This is a genomic window from Pseudarthrobacter leeuwenhoeki (assembly GCF_055412885.1).
In genome coordinates this window covers 93,065-109,077 of sequence record NZ_JBVAYY010000010.1, presented here as the reverse complement: position 1 = coordinate 109,077, position 16,013 = coordinate 93,065, and the positions used below count along the sequence as shown (strand labels likewise).

The 16,013-nt window shown below is 67.7% G+C and carries 15 protein-coding genes; 9 read left to right on the top strand and 6 right to left on the bottom strand.

Annotated features, from left to right (window positions below; translation table 11 throughout):
* Nucleotides 1-20 precede the first annotated feature (20 nt).
* On the top strand, nucleotides 21-923 hold the full coding sequence (locus tag ACZYX4_RS10930; RefSeq protein WP_463875734.1) for a TIGR01777 family oxidoreductase: 903 nt from the start codon (nucleotides 21-23) through the stop codon (nucleotides 921-923).
* A gap of 36 nt (nucleotides 924-959) precedes the next feature.
* Here the strand turns inward: ACZYX4_RS10930 and ACZYX4_RS10925 are convergent, their stop codons facing one another.
* The gene (locus ACZYX4_RS10925) at nucleotides 960-2,780 is read right to left on the bottom strand and encodes a serine/threonine-protein kinase (RefSeq protein ID WP_463875732.1); all 1,821 of its coding nucleotides are present in this window, start codon (nucleotides 2,778-2,780) and stop codon (nucleotides 960-962) included.
* 108 nt (nucleotides 2,781-2,888) lie between these two features.
* Here ACZYX4_RS10925 and lipB point away from each other — a divergent pair, with 108 nt between their 5' ends.
* From lipB to ACZYX4_RS10905, 4 genes are all read left to right on the top strand, one after another.
* A complete protein-coding gene (lipB, locus tag ACZYX4_RS10920) occupies nucleotides 2,889-3,557 on the top strand; it encodes a lipoyl(octanoyl) transferase LipB (RefSeq protein ID WP_463875730.1) in 669 nt (222 codons plus the stop codon).
* A complete protein-coding gene (gene lipA, locus ACZYX4_RS10915) occupies nucleotides 3,554-4,561 on the top strand; it encodes a lipoyl synthase (RefSeq protein ID WP_463875728.1) in 1,008 nt (335 codons plus the stop codon). Before lipB ends, lipA begins: the two co-directional genes overlap by 4 nt.
* 89 nt (nucleotides 4,562-4,650) lie before the next feature.
* Nucleotides 4,651-5,412 (top strand): DUF4191 domain-containing protein, encoded by a 762-nt coding sequence (locus ACZYX4_RS10910; protein WP_463875726.1) that lies wholly within the window; start codon nucleotides 4,651-4,653, stop codon nucleotides 5,410-5,412.
* Between the two features lie 113 nt (nucleotides 5,413-5,525).
* On the top strand, nucleotides 5,526-5,900 hold the full coding sequence (locus ACZYX4_RS10905; protein WP_463875724.1) for a DUF3817 domain-containing protein: 375 nt from the start codon (nucleotides 5,526-5,528) through the stop codon (nucleotides 5,898-5,900).
* 174 nt (nucleotides 5,901-6,074) lie between these two features.
* Here the strand turns inward: ACZYX4_RS10905 and ACZYX4_RS10900 are convergent, their stop codons facing one another.
* Nucleotides 6,075-6,512 (bottom strand): RDD family protein, encoded by a 438-nt coding sequence (locus ACZYX4_RS10900; RefSeq protein WP_463875722.1) that lies wholly within the window; start codon nucleotides 6,510-6,512, stop codon nucleotides 6,075-6,077.
* Nucleotides 6,513-6,808: 296 nt separating this feature from the next.
* Here ACZYX4_RS10900 and glnA (ACZYX4_RS10895) point away from each other — a divergent pair, with 296 nt between their 5' ends.
* Nucleotides 6,809-8,233 (top strand): type I glutamate--ammonia ligase, encoded by a 1,425-nt coding sequence (gene glnA / locus ACZYX4_RS10895; protein WP_463875720.1) that lies wholly within the window; start codon nucleotides 6,809-6,811, stop codon nucleotides 8,231-8,233.
* 146 nt (nucleotides 8,234-8,379) lie between these two features.
* On the opposite strand, the gene ACZYX4_RS10890 is transcribed toward glnA (ACZYX4_RS10895), so the two are convergent.
* The 4 genes from ACZYX4_RS10890 to glnA (ACZYX4_RS10875) all read right to left on the bottom strand — a co-directional run bounded on the left by ACZYX4_RS10890 (nucleotide 8,380) and on the right by glnA (ACZYX4_RS10875) (nucleotide 13,798).
* Nucleotides 8,380-8,895: a GNAT family N-acetyltransferase gene (locus ACZYX4_RS10890; RefSeq protein WP_463875718.1), complete on the bottom strand. Its 516-nt coding sequence runs from the start codon at nucleotides 8,893-8,895 to the stop codon at nucleotides 8,380-8,382.
* A gap of 52 nt (nucleotides 8,896-8,947) precedes the next feature.
* The gene (locus ACZYX4_RS10885; RefSeq protein WP_463875716.1) at nucleotides 8,948-9,364 is read right to left on the bottom strand and encodes a VOC family protein; all 417 of its coding nucleotides are present in this window, start codon (nucleotides 9,362-9,364) and stop codon (nucleotides 8,948-8,950) included.
* 72 nt (nucleotides 9,365-9,436) lie between these two features.
* Nucleotides 9,437-12,448 carry a bifunctional [glutamine synthetase] adenylyltransferase/[glutamine synthetase]-adenylyl-L-tyrosine phosphorylase gene (locus tag ACZYX4_RS10880; RefSeq protein ID WP_463875714.1) on the bottom strand — a complete coding sequence of 1,004 codons (3,012 nt, stop codon included), beginning with the start codon at nucleotides 12,446-12,448 and terminating at the stop codon, nucleotides 9,437-9,439.
* Between the two features lie 9 nt (nucleotides 12,449-12,457).
* Nucleotides 12,458-13,798: a type I glutamate--ammonia ligase gene (gene glnA / locus ACZYX4_RS10875; protein ID WP_463875712.1), complete on the bottom strand. Its 1,341-nt coding sequence runs from the start codon at nucleotides 13,796-13,798 to the stop codon at nucleotides 12,458-12,460.
* A 265-nt stretch (nucleotides 13,799-14,063) separates the two neighbouring features.
* On the opposite strand from glnA (ACZYX4_RS10875), the gene panB reads away from it, so the two are divergent.
* The 3 genes from panB to ACZYX4_RS10860 all read left to right on the top strand — a co-directional run bounded on the left by panB (nucleotide 14,064) and on the right by ACZYX4_RS10860 (nucleotide 16,003).
* The gene (gene panB, locus ACZYX4_RS10870) at nucleotides 14,064-14,978 is read left to right on the top strand and encodes a 3-methyl-2-oxobutanoate hydroxymethyltransferase (protein ID WP_463875710.1); all 915 of its coding nucleotides are present in this window, start codon (nucleotides 14,064-14,066) and stop codon (nucleotides 14,976-14,978) included.
* A 206-nt stretch (nucleotides 14,979-15,184) separates the two neighbouring features.
* A complete protein-coding gene (locus ACZYX4_RS10865; protein WP_463875708.1) occupies nucleotides 15,185-15,580 on the top strand; it encodes an SHOCT domain-containing protein in 396 nt (131 codons plus the stop codon).
* 105 nt (nucleotides 15,581-15,685) lie between these two features.
* Entirely contained in the window at nucleotides 15,686-16,003 is a 318-nt protein-coding gene (locus tag ACZYX4_RS10860) for a carboxymuconolactone decarboxylase family protein (protein ID WP_463875706.1), read from the top strand.
* The last annotated feature ends 10 nt before the right edge of the window (nucleotides 16,004-16,013 follow it).

The window sequence follows — 16,013 nt, the reverse complement described above, 5'->3', positions numbered from 1 at the left end:
CGGGCATGATGAGATGGACCATGCGAATCATTCTTGCCGGAGCCTCAGGGCCGATCGGAACCGCCATTTCCAGCACCCTGCGCAACGCCGGGCACGACGTCGGAACCCTGGTCAGGCGGGTGCCCGCCACTCCGTCCGAGTTCCAGTGGAACCCTGCGGAGGGCAGCATCGACGACACCGCACTGACGGGTGCCGACGCCGTCATCAACCTCTCCGGCGCCGGCATCGGAGACCGCCCCTGGACCCGCTCCCGCATTAACGAACTCCGCAGCTCGAGGCTCGGAGCGACTTCGACCCTGACGGCGGCGATGGGGCGCCTGGACACTCCACCGGCAGTCTTCCTGAGCCAGTCGGGCTCCGGCTACTACGGCAACGCCGGCACGGCTGTGCTCCGGGAGAACGCCCCCGCCGGCAGCGGTGTGCTCGCCCGGATCTGCGTCGAGTGGGAAGCGGCCGCACACGAGGCTCCGGCCGGCGTCCGGGTGGTCACGCCGCGCACCGGCGTCGTGCTGAGCCGATCGGGTGGCGCCTTGGGACGGCTCATGCCGCTGCTGCGCCTGGGCGTGGGCGGACCGCTGGGCAACGGCCGGCAGTACTGGCCGTGGGTCACGCTCCCTGATGTTGCCGGCGCCTTTGGTTTTCTGCTGACCAGCCCGCTGTCCGGGCCGGTGAACCTCTGTGCCCCGGAGGAAGCCGACGTGAACTCGCTGATCGCGGCGCTGGCCGCGGCCCTGCACCGACCGGCGGTGCTCCGCGTCCCCGCCCCGGTGCTGCGACTGGTGATGGGCAAGCTTGCCGATGAGTTGCTGCTCTCCAGCCAGCGGATGGAACCGGCTCTCCTGAGCGGGGCGGGCTTTCACTGGCAGCACCCTTCGCTCGCCGAGGCCGCTGCCTGGGTGGTGGAACGCGGCCCGACGTCCTGAGACCCCGGCGGCGGGGGCTTTCCTCGCGGCAGGGGCTCAGGCGGCGGGAAGGATGTCCTGGATCCGCCAGCGTCCCTCGACCGTCGCCAGGACGAGCCGCAGGTGCTGGTCCGGCGCGGACGCGGCGTCCGCCACCACCGCCCCGCTGGCGTCACGTTCCTGGTAGGCGGAGGTGCTCGCGGTGACGGCCACGACGGCCAGGGACGGGCCGCTGTCACCCGTCTGTGCCACGTCATGGGACACGCGGGTCAGGAGGGTTGTGAATCCCGCCAGCACCAGGCCCGAATCCTTAAGTCTGGCGCTGATCCGTCCGTCCGCCTCGGCTGCCGCCGACGCCGGGACGTTGACCTGATCCAGCAGGCCGAAGTCCCCCGAGCTGAACGCCAGGGAGCGGAGCCGGGCCAGTCCGTGGACCGCTTCACCGGGGTCCGGCGACGCGAGCTGTGCCTGCAGCCCGGGCGGAAGGGCCGCGGCAGCCGCGGCCGTGCCGCCAGGAGCCGGCGGCGCGGGCGCCGGGGCGGACTCCCTGACGGACCCGGCGTCGTTGACGGAAAATCCCGGGAACGACGCCGGGAACCCGGCCCGGGCGAACCCCCATGCGGCGGCAACGACAGCCATGAGGGCCAGGCCCCCGGCCACCGTTCGGATGCCCCGGCGGTAAGGCCGTACCGGGCGGGAGGCAGAAGGCCGGTCGGAACCGGTCCGGAAGGAGCGCCGGCCCGTGGTGCCCCCGCGGGAAGGGTGGCGCGCGGACAGGCCGGCTGCCCCGCGCCCGGCGCCCGGACGGCCGGAAAGGCGAACCCCGGCAGCAGGCGGTGCGGAGCCTGGCAGGGGGGCGTCCGCGCGCGGCTTGCGGAACCGGCCCGGCAGGGACCGGAGTTTCTCGACCCGGCGCTCCCGTGCCGTGCCGGGCAGGGTGCGCCGGGTCAGCAGCTGCGGAATGACCGTCGGGTGGACCGACACCGAGAGGTCCACCGGTGCAGCCCCTGCGCTGCGATGAACGGCGGAGGCCAGCTCGGCGGCAGAGGGCCGGAGCCTGCGGTCCTCGTGAAGTCCGGATTCCAGCGCTGCAGCCAGTTCAGGCGGAATCCCGGGAACCAGCAGCGGCAGCGGCGGCCGCTGCGCGCCCGGCTCGGGCGCGCGCCCGGTCAGGCAGTACCAGCCCAGGGCCGCCAGCGAATACACATCGCGTTCCGGTTGCAGCCCGGCCCGGACGGCGTCCACTGGCGCCGGATCCCGGAAGCCCTCGGTACCGGCGTCGGGCACCGCCGTGGCGTCAGCCACCATGCGGGCCACGCCCAGATCGGCCAGAAGCGGTTTGCCGTGGGCGGTGAACAGTACATTCCCGGGCGAGACGTCGCCGTGGGTGAAGCCGTGACCGTGCAGGTAGGCGAGGGCCTGGGCGATCGGCGTCAGGACGGTCACGGTTTCCCCCGGCCCCAGGCTCCCCCTGCCGGCCAGGAGCTGGCCCAGCGAGCCGCCCGCGGCGTAATCCATAATCAGCCCGAGGCTCCCGGCCCGCGGCCCGTCAAAGCCACCGTCGCGTTCGCCGCCACCGGTGCCGGTGCCGGTGGCGGCACGCCAGTGGCCTCCTGACAGGCGGAACACCGCGCGGGCCTGCACCAGATGGTCGTGGTCGAGCGTGGACAGGATCTGCACCTCGCGCCGGATCGCTTCCTCCGCTTCGCCGCGGTCGGTGCCGTCGCTTGCAACGAAACACTTCAAGGCGTACTCGCGGCCGGTCGACTGTTCGGTCACCAGCCAGACAGTGGCGCCGCCGCCGTACCCGAGGCAGCGGCCGACGTCGTATCCGGGAACCTCGGGCCCGGCGGTGCCGGAGGGTGCGTGATCATCCATAACCAAGGAATAGCGGATCCCACGGAATCCCGCAGAAGTTATCCACAGGCGGTGAGAGCTTTGCCACAGAATCAGCCGCTGCGACAGCCGGGGTCTAAGCTGGATGCCATGACTCTTGAGTTCTCCCGGCTGGGGTTCGACCCGGAATTCGTCGATTACACGCGCGGCTGGGATATCCAGCGCGGACTCCATAAGAGGGTCCTCGCCGGCGCCGCCCCCAGCACGGTCCTGCTGCTGGAACACGCCGCCGTCTACACGGCGGGCAAGCGCACCGAAGACCACGAACGCCCCTTTGACGGCACTCCCGTGGTCCCGGTGGACCGTGGCGGCAAGCTCACCTGGCACGGCCCCGGACAGCTGGTCGGCTACCCCATCATCAAGCTCAGGAACCCGGCGGGGATCCGCGACTACGTGGAGCGGCTGGAAGCCGTTATCATCGCTGTGCTGGCCGACTACGGCATCGAGGCGGTCCGGATCAAGGGCCGTGCCGGCGTCTGGATCGACCAGGACCAGAAGGGCCCGGCGCGCAAGATTGCCGCGATCGGCATCCGCGTCCACGAGGGCGTCACCATGCACGGCTTCGCGATCAACTGCAACAACGACCTTGGGCCGTACGCCCAGATCATCGCCTGCGGCATCACCGACGCCGGCGTCACCACCATCTCGCAGGAGACGGGCCGGGACGTCACCCCCGCCAACCTCGTGTCGCGGATTATTGAAGAACTGCGCAACAATGAAGAAGCGCTAGTTGCAACCCATGAAGGAGCTCTACTGTGACCCTGGCACCAGAAGGCCGGAAAATGCTGCGTATCGAGCAGCGCAATGCGGCCACCCCGGTGGAACGCAAGCCTGAATGGATCAAGGCGAAGGTCCAGATGGGTCCGGAGTTCGTGCAGCTCAAGAAACTCGTCAAAAAGGAAGGCCTCCACACCGTGTGTGAAGAGGCTGGCTGCCCCAATATTTTCGAATGCTGGGAAGACAAGGAAGCCACCTTCCTGATCGGCGGCTCCGAATGCACCCGGCGTTGCGATTTCTGCCAGATCGACACCGGCAAGCCCTCCCCCGTGGACGTCTTCGAACCCACGAAGGTGGCACGCTCGGTCCAGGCGATGCAGCTCCGTTACGCCACCGTCACCGGTGTGGCCCGCGATGACCTGGCCGACGAGGGTGTCTGGCTCTACGCCGAAACGGTCCGCAAGATCCACGAACTCAACCCGGGCACCGGCGTCGAGCTCCTGATTCCCGACTTCTCCGGCAAGCCGGAACACATCGAAGCGATCTGCGAATCCAAGCCTGAGGTGTTCGCGCACAACGTCGAGACCGTCCCGCGGATCTTCAAGCGCATCCGTCCGGCCTTCCGCTATGAGCGGTCGCTGGATGTCATCACGCAGGGCCGCAACCTCGGTATGGTCACGAAGTCCAACCTGATCCTGGGCATGGGCGAGACCCGCGAGGAAATCTCCGAGGCGCTCCGGGACCTGCACGACGCCGGCTGCGACCTGATCACCATCACCCAGTACCTGCGCCCGAGCGAGCGGCACCTGCCGGTTGACCGCTGGGTCAAGCCGCAGGAGTTCGTGGACCTGCAGCACGAAGCCGACGAGATCGGTTTCCTCGGTGTCATGAGCGGTCCGCTGGTGCGTTCGTCCTACCGCGCGGGCCGGCTCTGGGCCACCGCGATGCGCAAGAAAGGCTGGGAAATCCCCGCCCAGCTCGCCCACATCGAAAGCTCGGGCAGCACGCGCCAGGAAGCCAGTTCGCTGCTCGCGGCGCGCTCCTGAACCCCGTTGTAACGATTGCCGCGAAGGGCCGGCACCGGAGGAATCCGGCGTCCGGCCCTTCGCGGTCCATCACGTAGAATTAAGGCACTATGGCGAATTCCCCTGATTCCAGCAACTCCACTCCGGCTTCTGACGCTCCGAAGCGCGGTCTCTTTTCCCGAAAGCCCAAGGTGGCCAAGGTCAAGAAGCCGAGCCGTCTGAAGCAGATCCGCGAAGTCTTCCAGATGACCCGCCGGCACGATCCGATGGTCCCCTGGCTTATGCTGCTGGCGTTCCTCGGTGTCGTGGCTGTCAGCTTCGTCATCGGATTCCTGCTGGATAACTGGATCACGGGCCTGATCATCGGTCTCCCGCTGGGTGTTCTCGCGGCCACGCTGATTCTGTCCCGCCGCGCCGAGCGGGCCGCCTTCGCCCGGATTGAGAACCAGCCCGGAGCCTCGGGCGCTGCGCTGGGCACACTCAAGCGCGGCTGGATCGTCGAAGAGCAGCCCGTCGCGGTAAACCCCCGCACCCAGGACGCCGTTTTCCGTGCCATCGGCCGTCCCGGCGTTGTCCTGGTCAGCGAGGGCCCCAGCCACCGGGTGAAGCCGCTGCTCGACGCCGAACGCAAGCGGCTCGCCCGCATCCTGCCGAACGTCACCATCCACGTGATTGAAAGCGGCCGGGGCGAGGGACAGGTTCCCATCAGCCAGGTCTCCAAGAAGATGACCAAAATGAAGAACGAACTGACCAAGCTCGAGGTCAGCACGGTTTCCAAGCGCATCTCCTCGCTCGGAAGCCGCCTCCCCATCCCCAAGGGCATCGATCCCTACAAGGCCCGCCCGGACCGCAAGGCGGCCCGCGGACGCTAGGCCACACGCCTGACCGCAGGAACGCCCCGGCACCCGCCTTTCAGGCCGCAGCCGGGGCGTTTCCTTTGCCCAGCTCATATCGTCCCCTCGGGACAGAACCCGGAGACTCCGCCATGAAACTCCCATCCACTTCTGCCGTGATCCGCATCTTCCGGGTCCTGGCCATCGCCGAGGGCTTCAGCTGGGCCGCCCTCTTGGTCGGAATGTTCCTCAAGTGGGTCACCCGGACCACGGAGCTCGGGGTGGAGATCGCGGGCCCGATCCACGGCGCGTTGTTCATCGGCTACGGGATAGCAGCACTGAGCTTGTGGGGCATGCAGCGCTGGCCGTTCCGGGTGGCCCTGTTCGCGGGGATTTCGGCGGTCTTCCCGTTCGCCACGGTCTGGTTTGAGCGCTGGGCAGGCCGCCACGGCTACCTGACGGCCAAGGACGGACAGTATGCTGCGCAGCCTGCGCAGGAGCCGGCCGGCGAGACCGCCGGGGTCTAGCACCGGTTACGCTCGGGGTTCCGCCCCGCGAGGTGCACAAGAACCGGCACGGCGTCCACCGGGGTGACGCAAATGGCCGCTGTACCGGGAGGTTTAGCGGCCATCCGTGGCAAACGGACGAGGTTGCGGCGCATCCTGGCAGCCGGGCTGGCCACGGCTGCCGTCATGCGGAAGCTACATGCGGATCAGGACGGTGTTCATCGCCTTGTCGTGGAGCCCGCGGTGGTCCGGATCGAAGATGACGGCGGGGATGACGAGGCACAGCAGGAGGCTGCGGACCAGTGCCGGCACGGGGCCGGCGGGGCCGCCGCCGAGCCGGACGACGTGGATCCCCACAATGCGGTGGCCGATGCTGTAGCCGAGGGTGCCGACCAGCAGCGCCTGCTCGGCCGCGAACACGGCCAGGGTCGCCCAGGGATCGCCGGCGAAGGCGTAGTTGCTGATCATCAGCGCGATGGCCCAGTCCACGCAGATGGCGACGATGCGCCGGCCGGCACGGGCAATGGATCCCGGTCCGGACTCGGGCAGGCCAAGCCGCTCCCCCGGGTACTTCGAAATGCCGGACGTGTCCGGCCCGCTGAGCCATGAACCTATGTCTTTACGATCAACCACCCTCCAAGACTATCGGCAATGGATGCCTCCCGGCGCTGTTCAGAGTGTGGACATTCCGGGGCCACACTCTGGTCACGGATAGGCCACGTTGTGGACAGCGACTACCGTTTACCTGTCAGGGCGTTCTGTAACCTGCCGGAAACAAAGCGGACACAGCGGGGAAATCCCGTGTCCCTAGGGTGGTAACAGTTGCTAGCGGCATAGGAGTGGGGAGACCTTTGTGTTTTCTCCGCTGCCGGACTGCGCTGGACCACACGGCCTGACGGCCAGATCTTTCATATGTATAAGGAGCCTAGATGTTCAAGACTGCGGACGAAGTCCTCAAGTTCATCAAAGACGAAGACGTTAAGTTCGTCGATATTCGCTTCACCGATCTCCCTGGCATTCAGCAGCACTTCAACGTGCCCGCCAAGAGCGTTGACGCGGACTTCTTCGTCAACGGCCAACTCTTCGACGGATCGTCGATCCGGGGTTTCCAGGGCATCGCCGAGTCGGACATGCAGCTCATTCCGGACGTCACGACGGCGTTCCTCGACACGTTCCGCATGGAGAAGACCCTCGCGCTGAACTTCTCGATCGTGAACCCGCGCACCGGTGACCCGTACCACCGCGATCCGCGCGGCGTGGCCGAGAAGGCCGAGGCCTACCTGGCGTCCACCGGCATCGCCGACACGGCATTCTTTGCATCCGAGGCCGAGTTCTTCGTCTTCGACAACGTGCAGTACCAGTCCTCCCCGCAGGGCAGCTTCTACAAGATCGATTCCGAGGAAGCGCACTGGAACACCGGCCGCGAAGAAGAGGGCGGAAACCTCGGCTACAAGACCCCGGTCAAGGGCGGCTACTTCCCGGTCTCCCCCACCGACAAGCAGGCGGACCTGCGCGACGCCATGTGCGTCGCTTTGGACGAGGCCGGCCTTGAGGTCGAGCGCAGCCACCACGAAGTCGGTTCCGCCGGCCAGGCTGAGATCAACTACAAGTTCACCACGCTGACCCACGCGGCTGATGACCTGCAGAAGTTCAAGTATGTCGTCAAGAACACCGCCGATGCCTGGGGCAAGTCGGTCACCTTCATGCCGAAGCCGGTCTTCGGTGACAACGGCTCGGGCATGCACTGCCACCAGTCGCTGTGGAACGGTGGCGAGCCGCTGTTCTACGACGAAAAGGGCTACGCGGGGCTGTCCGACCTGGCACGCTGGTACATCGGGGGCCTGCTGAAGCACTCCTCCGCCGTGCTGGCGTTCACCAACCCGACGGTGAACTCTTACCGCCGCCTGGTCAAGGGCTTCGAAGCTCCGGTCAACATGGTCTACTCGCAGGGCAACCGCTCCGCCGGTATCCGCATCCCCATCACGGGTTCCAACCCGAAGGCCAAGCGCCTTGAGTTCCGCGCTCCGGACCCCTCCTCCAACCCGTACCTGGCCTTCGCTGCCCAGCTGATGGCCGGCATTGACGGCATCCGCAACCGCATCGAACCGCCCGCTCCGATCGACAAGGACCTCTACGAGCTCCCCGCCGAGGAAGCCAAGGACATCCCCAAGGCTCCCGGCACGCTCGAAGAGGCCCTGGATGCCCTGGCCGAGGACAACGAGTTCCTCCAGGCCGGCGGCGTCTTCACCCAGGACCTGATCGACACCTGGATCGAGTACAAGTACGAGAACGAGATCCGTCCGCTCTCGCTGCGCCCGAACCCGTACGAATTTGAGCTGTACTACGGCGTCTAACCGAAGGCTGTCCCTTAAGGGATTGCACGAAGCGGCCCCCACCTCCCGGTGGGGGCCGCTTCGCTTTAAGCTATTGCCGCCCGCAGTCCGGTGCAGCGCATCCCGTACTGCCCCGGCGGATCAGAACGGCGGATCAGAACGGCGGATCAGAACGGCCGGTACAGGGTCCGCTGCGGGCCGGCGTCGCCGCCCAGATACTGGCCGCGGTCTTCGAACCCGGCCTTCCGGTAGGCTGCCTGCCCGGCGGGGTTTTGTTCGTTGACCGAGAGCACGACGCCGGCCTGACCGCCGCCGAGGGCTGCCGTCATTTTCCCGGCGGCCCGCACGGCGGCCTCCGCTGCCAGCGTGCCCAGGCCCTTGCCCTGCTGCCTGCGGTCGATCAGGAAACCACGCAGCAGCCAGACCGAGTCGTCATCCGCCCAGCCGGCCAGGGTCGCGGCTCCGGTCTGCAGCGTCAGGACCCCGACAGCGGATCCGTTAGCATCTATCGCAAGGGGGTGCCGGGAGTCCTCTTCCAGCCCGATCAGGACCATCCGCAGCGGCTCGCCGACGAACCTCCGCTGGTCTGCTGCGACGTCGAGTTCGGCAATCTCCCCCAGCTTGATGGCGCGCGCGTCGTCGTCGAGGTCCTTCAGCGGCAGCAGCCACACGTGTTCAGCCATGTAAGAAGCCTACCCACGCGGGCGGGCGCCCGCCTCCGGTGCCTCGGTCAGCTCAGAGTGCCGCGTCCTTGGGCGGTCCGGCCGGGTCCATCCAGAAAACTTCCCACAGATGGCCGTCCGGGTCCTGGAAGCTGTGGGTGTACATAAAGCCGTAGTCCTGGGCTTCCTCGGACGGGGTCCCGCCGGCGGTGAGGGCCGTCCTGACCAGTTCGTCCACAGCTTCGCGGCTGTCCAGGGAAAAGGACATGATCGCCTCGGTCGTGCTGCGGGCGTCAGCGACGGGTTTGGACGTGAAGGTCTTGAAGTAGTTCTCCACCAGCAGCATCACAAACGCGTCCTCGTTGATGATCATGCAGGTGGCGTTCTCATCAGTGAAGTCGGGATTGAAGGAAAACCCCAGCGCGGTGAAGAATCCGACCGATGTGTCGAGGTCCCGCACGGGGAGATTCAGGAACATTTGCTTGGCCATGGCCCAAAAGTAGCACCGGCGCCAGGCCTGTGCCAGCCCCTGACGGGCACTGCCTGACCCCGGCGGACAACGTTACTGGCCGTAGAAAACCCGCTCGAACACGCTGCGGGCCCGGCGGCTGAGCCGCAGGTAGTCCTCCTCGAGGGCCGCGGCGTTGCCCAGCCCGTAGCCGCACCAGCGGGCCACCGCCTCCAGGTCCCGGCGGGAGGACGGCAGCACATCCGAGGCCCGGCCGGTCCAGATCACGTTGGCCGACCGGATCCGGCTCGCCAGCCGCCAGGCGCGGAGCAGGATCACCACGTCCCCTGCGTCGAGGAGCCCTACGGCGGCGGCCGCCTCGAGCGCCTCGACGGTGGAGGTGGTCCGCAGCCCGGGGTGCGCTCCGGCATGCTGCAGCTGGAGCAGCTGGGCAAGCCATTCGACGTCGCTCAGGCCCCCGCGGCCCAGCTTCAGGTGCCGGGCCGGATCCGCGCCGCGGGGCAGCCGCTCCGCTTCCACCCGGGCCTTGACGCGCCGGACCTCGCGCGTGTCCTGCTCGGAGAGCGACTCGGGGTAGCGGATCGTGTTGATCAGCGCCACGAACCCGGCGGCCAGCCCGTCGTCGCCGGCCATCGGGCGGGCACGCAGCAGCGCCTGCGCCTCCCACACGAGCGACCACCGGCGGTAATACTCGGCGTAGGACTCCAGCGACCGCACCATCGGCCCGCTCTTGCCCTCCGGCCGCAGGTCGGCGTCCACCATCAGCACACGCTCGGCGAGGATGGCGGGCTTGAGCGGCTGGGTCAGCAGGTTGGAGAGCCTGCTGACGATCTGCAGGGCCTGCTGCTGGGCCTCATCCTCCGGGACTCCGGGAAGCCCGCGGTGCACGTACATGACGTCCGCGTCCGAGCCGTAGCCGATCTCCCGGCCGCCCTGCCGCCCCATGGCGACCACCAGCACATGGGTCTTGAGCGCCTCGTCTGCGGTGACCACGGTTTCCGCAACACGCAGTGCGCCCAATACCGCGGCCCGGTCAGTGTCGGCCAGCGCCGCCCCGACCTGGTCCTGGTCCAGCAGACCCGCGCTGTCCGCGATCGCAATCCGCAGGATCTCGCGGCGCCGGATCAGCCGGATGAGGCGCATCGCGCTTTCGGGCTCCGCGTGCCGGGACATCTTCGAGGCGATCTCAAGCCACTGCGCCTCGAAGGTTAACGGCACCAGATCCTTGTCCGAGCCCAGCCAGGCCACGGATTCGGGTGAGACTTCCAGCAGGTCGGCGATCAGGCGGGAGTTGGACAGCACATGGCAGAGCCGCTCGGCCGCCGCCGTCGAGTCCCGGAGCAAGCCCAGATACCAGTGTGTGGTGCCGAGTGCTTCGCTGACCCGCCGGAAGGCCAGCAGGCCGGCGTCGGGGTCCACGCCCTCCGCGAACCATCCGAGCAGGACCGGCAGGAGCTGGCGCTGAAGCGCGGCGCGCCGGCTGACTCCGCCGGTGAGGGCTTCGATGTGGCGCATGGCGCCGGACGGATCGAGGTAGCCCAGGGCGGCGAGTCGCCCCTGCGCAGCTTCCGGGCTAAGCCTGGCTTCCTCGCTGCTGAGCGCCGCCGCAGTGTTGAGCAGCGGGCGGTAAAAGATGCGTTCGTGCAGCTCACGGACGGAGCGTTTGGTCTTGCGCCAGGCCTCGACCAGGGCGTCGGGTTTGGGCCGTTCGCTGGAGAAGGGCCCGAGCACGGACTTGCCGAGGGCCCGCAGCGTGGCTTCCTTGACCGGCATGAGGTGGGTACGGCGCATCTGGAAGAGCTGGACGCGGTGTTCGAGCAGCCGGAGGTAGCGGTAGTCGCGGTCGAACTCGGCAGCATCGGAGCGGCCGATGTATCCGCCCGCGGACAACGCGGCGATGGCCGAGGTGGTGTCGCGGCAGCGCAGCGTCTCGTCGGCTTTGCCGTGCACCAGCTGCAGCAGCTGGACGGTGAATTCGACGTCGCGCAGGCCTCCCCGGCCCAGCTTGATCTGCCGCTGCTCCTCCTCGGCGGGGATGTGTTCGGTGACGCGGCGGCGCATCGAGCGGACGGACTCCACGAACCCTTCCCGGCCCGCGGAGGACCAGATCAGCGGCGCGACGGCGGCTTCGTAGCGGGCGCCGAGCCCGGTGTCCCCGGCGATGGTCCGGGCCTTGAGCAGGGCCTGGAATTCCCAGCTCTCGGCCCAGCGGGCGTAGTAGCTCTCGTGCGAGGCCAGGGTCCTGACCAGCGGCCCGGACTTGCCCTCCGGGCGCAGGTTGGCGTCCACTTCCCACAGCCCGGGTTCGCGGCCGATTGACATGATGGCCCGGGAAATGCCGGAGGCCAGGGCCGTGCCGATGGTGTTGGCGCGCGAATCGTCGAGCTCGCCGGACTCGATCACGTAGATCACGTCGACGTCGGAAATGTAGTTGAGTTCGCGGGCACCGCACTTGCCCATGCCGATGACCGCCAGCGCGACGTCGGCCACCTCGGCGGCGCTGAAGTGCTCGGCAGCCTCGGCCCGCGAGACGGCCAGGGCAGCCTCGATCGCGGCGCCGGCGAGATCCGCCAGTTCCGCGCCGGCGGCGGGCATGAAGTCCAGCGGATCGGCGGCGCACAGGTCCTTGACGGCGAGCTCGACGAGGCCGCGCCGGTACTCCGTGCGGAGCGCCACGTAGCCTTCCTGCCCGGTCACCGCCGCGACCGGTCGGGCGGATTTCGGATCGGCATGCACGGAACGAAGCAGCCGGGCGCGCAGTTCTGCGGCGTCCGCGGCCCGCGGTTCCGGGCTGGCGGTCACCTCGAAGGCATCAAGGTGCTCAGGGTGGCGGATCAGGAACTCACCCAGCGCTTCAGAGGCGCCCAGCACCCGGTACAGGGGTTCGCTGCGTTCCGTTTCCGCGACCGCCAGCTTCCGCAGGTCCGGGTGCTTTTCGATCAGCCGGACCAGCGACTGCAGCGCCGTATCGGGGTTCGCGGCCAGCTGCAGCCCGGAGAGGAGGATGTCCTGATCCAGGCCCTCCAGTTCCGGGGCGGCCAGCCAGCGTGCGCCGTTCTCCAGGTCGCTGAAACCGGCGGCAATGAGGCGTCGTGCCAGGCTCACCGGGGCCGCCTAGAGGATGCCGAGGTTGCGTTGCAGCTCGTAGGGCGTGACCTGGAGACGGTAGTCCTGCCACTCGGCACGCTTGTTGCGAAGGAAGTTTTCGAACACCTGCTCACCCAGGATCTGCGGCATGAGTTCGGAGTCCTCCATCGAGCGGACGGCCTCGTGCAGGCTGGCCGGGAGCGGGTCGTGGCCCATCGCACGGCGCTCGGCCGAGCTCAGCGACCAGATGTCGTCCTCGGCGGCGGCGGGAAGCTGGTAGCCCTCCTCGATGCCCTTGAGCCCGGCGCCCAGCAGCACGGCGTAGGCGAGGTAGGGGTTGGCTGCCGAGTCGATGCCGCGGTACTCGATCCGCGCGGACTGGCCCTTGCCGGGCTTGTACAGCGGAACGCGGACCAGGGCGGAGCGGTTGTTGTGGCCCCAGCTGAGGTAGCTGGGTGCTTCTCCCCCGCCCCAGAGCCGCTTGTAGGAGTTCACGAACTGGTTGGTGACCGCGGTGAATTCCGGGGCGTGCTTAAGAATGCCGGCGATGAACTGCCGGGCCGTCTCCGACAGCTGGAACTCCGCTCCTGCCTCGTAGAAGGCATTTGTGTCACCTTCGAAGAGCGAGAAGTGGGTGTGCATGCCGGATCCCGGGTGGTCCGTGAACGGTTTCGGCATGAAGGTGGCGTACGTGCCCTGCTGGAGCGCAACCTCTTTGATCACCGTGCGGAACGTCATGATGTTGTCCGCGGTCTGCAGGGCATCCGCGTAGCGCAGGTCGATCTCGTTCTGGCCGGGGCCGGCCTCGTGGTGGCTGAACTCAACGGAGATGCCGACCGATTCCAGCATGGTCACGGCCGTGCGGCGGAAATCCTGCGCCACACCGCCCGGGACGTGGTCGAAGTAGCCGCCCTCATCCACCGGGACGGGGGCACCGTCCGGACCCGGGTGCTGGGACTTGAGCAGGTAGAACTCGATTTCGGGGTGCGTGTAGCAGGTGAAGCCCATGTCCGCGGCCTTGGCCAGGTTGCGCTTGAGGACGTTGCGCGGATCAGCAGCGGACGGTTCGCCGTCGGGAGTCAGGATGTCGCAGAACATCCGGGACGTCGCTTCCGTCTCGCCGCGCCAGGGCAGGATCTGGAAGGTGGCGGGGTCCGGCTGGGCCAGCATGTCAGATTCGAAAACGCGGGCAAGGCCCTCGATGGCGGAGCCGTCGAAGCCCAGGCCCTCCTCGAACGCACCTTCCACTTCGGCCGGGGCCAGCGCCACGGACTTCAGCGATCCCACGACGTCGGTGAACCACAGCCGCACAAACCGTACGTCGCGCTCTTCGATCGTCCGCAGGACAAACTCTTGCTGGCGGTCCATACTGGCCTCTTTCCGGTTCTTTCGTCCGTGCCCCAGGCCCGTCGTGCATGGATCCCGCAGCTGCTCACCGTTCACTTTACTAATCATTGCAACCGATTGCTGGCCCGGCTGCCCCGCGTAACACAGCGTTTGACACCGGGAGCCCCGAATTCGACGCTCCCGGCCCGCCCCAGGTCGCCCTTCCGGCGACCGTGTGATGTGATTCACGCGCCCACTGGCTGGAGGCCGTTGGCTAGGACGCGCGGTATCGCACTACGCTCGTGCCATGGCCTCAAGCACAAGCCCCGATTCCAGCATGCCCGCAGAACTAGCCGCCCCCTATGGCGCCGGCCCGGCCGCGGGCTCGACGGCGGGCTCGACGGCGGAACCCAGCGCCCGGAAGCCGGTGGCGAAGATCCGCACCCACCATCTGCATCAGGCCAAGCTCAGCGGTGAGCGCTTTGCCATGCTGACCGCGTACGACCAGTACACGGCGGAAATCTTCGACCAGGCCGGCATCGAGGTCCTCCTCGTGGGCGACTCTGCCTCCAACAATGTCTTCGGCAACGAAACCAGCCTGCCGGTCACCGTGGATGAACTGCTCCCCCTGTGCCGCGCCGTCACCCGATCGGCCAAACGCGCCCTCGTCGTGGCTGACCTTCCCTTTGGCAGCTACGAGGTCTCCGCCCAGCAGGCGGTGGCCACCGGCGTCCGGTTCCTCAAGGAAGGACTCGCCCATGCGGTCAAGATCGAGGGCGGGAAGTTCTATGCCGAGACCGTCCGGGCCATGGTCCAGGCCGGTATTCCGGTGATGGCGCATATCGGTTTCACCCCGCAAAGCGAGCACGCCCTCGGCGGCTACCGGGTGCAGGGCCGCGGCGACGACGCCCAGCGGCTGATCGACGACGCCGTCGCCCTCGCCGACGCAGGCGCGTTCTGCGTCCTGATGGAAATGGTTCCGGCGTCGACGGCGGCTGCCGTGGACGCCGCCGTCGGCGTGCCCACCATCGGCATCGGCGCCGGCAACGCGACCACCGGCCAGGTGCTGGTGTGGCAGGACATGGCGGGCCTGCGTGGCGGCAGGATGGCCAAGTTCGTCAAGCAGTACGCGGACCTGCGCACCTCACTCAGCGACGCCGCGAAGGCCTACGGCGAGGACGTGCGCTCCGGCCAGTTCCCCGGCCCCGAGCACTCCTTTTAGGCGGCCGCCGCAGGCTGACCTGCCATTGCGCCGCCGCGGGTTTGCGGGGCCACCTCATCCTTAACGAACGATGCGGTGTTCCGCCCGTCCGGGCAGGCTGGCCTTAAGGGCCTGCATCAGGTCCCAGCAAATGTTCCGCCGTCCCCAACGGATTCGTGTGAGACGCGACGGGCCAGACACCGGCGGGCACTAGTGGAGGAGTAGCCATGTACTCGATTTCGACTGACTTCTGGGACATCCTGCTGTGGAGCTTCTGGTTCTTCATCTGGATCTCCGCCCTGATGATCTGGTTCCGCTGCCTGTTTGACTTGTTCGGTGACCGCACCATGAGCGGCTGGGGTAAAGCCGGCTGGGTGATGCTGCTGGTCTTCGTGCCCTGGCTTGGCGCAATCATCTATCTGATCGCCCGGGGCCGCAGCATGACCGAGCGGCAGATGGCCGCCCTGGCCGAACAACAGGCCGCCCAGCAGGAGTACATCCAGCAGGTGGCAGGCAAGTCGGCCAGCCCGGCCAGCCAGATCGCCGATGCCAAGACCCTGCTCGACTCCGGAGCAATCAGCCAGACCGAGTTTGATTCCCTCAAGGCAAAGGCCATGGCCTGACCGGAGATGACGGGCTTCGCCCGGGGCGGGGCGCTCTCATTGCGGTGCATGACCGGCCAGCCCCACCTGGGGCTGCCATGACAACCCTCGTGAAGGAGATCGACTATGTCCGCTCAGAGTGAGAACCCGGTTCTGGAGACCATCGGCGCCATTACTGACGCCGCCCTGGGACGCTCCGGCCTGCCGGCTGATGCGCTGCTGATGATTCGCATCGCCGCCCTGGCCGCCGTCGATGCCCGGCCCATCTCCTACCTTGCCCATATGGGCCCCGCGGTCGAGTCAGGGGTTACGGCCAAGGATGTTCAAAACGTGCTCGTGGCCGTGGCCCCCATCATAGGAACGGCCCGGACGATGTCGGCTGCGATCAACATCACCGAAGCGCCTGGATTCGCGATCGCCGTCGTGGAGGACGAGACGGAATGACGCAGGTCCC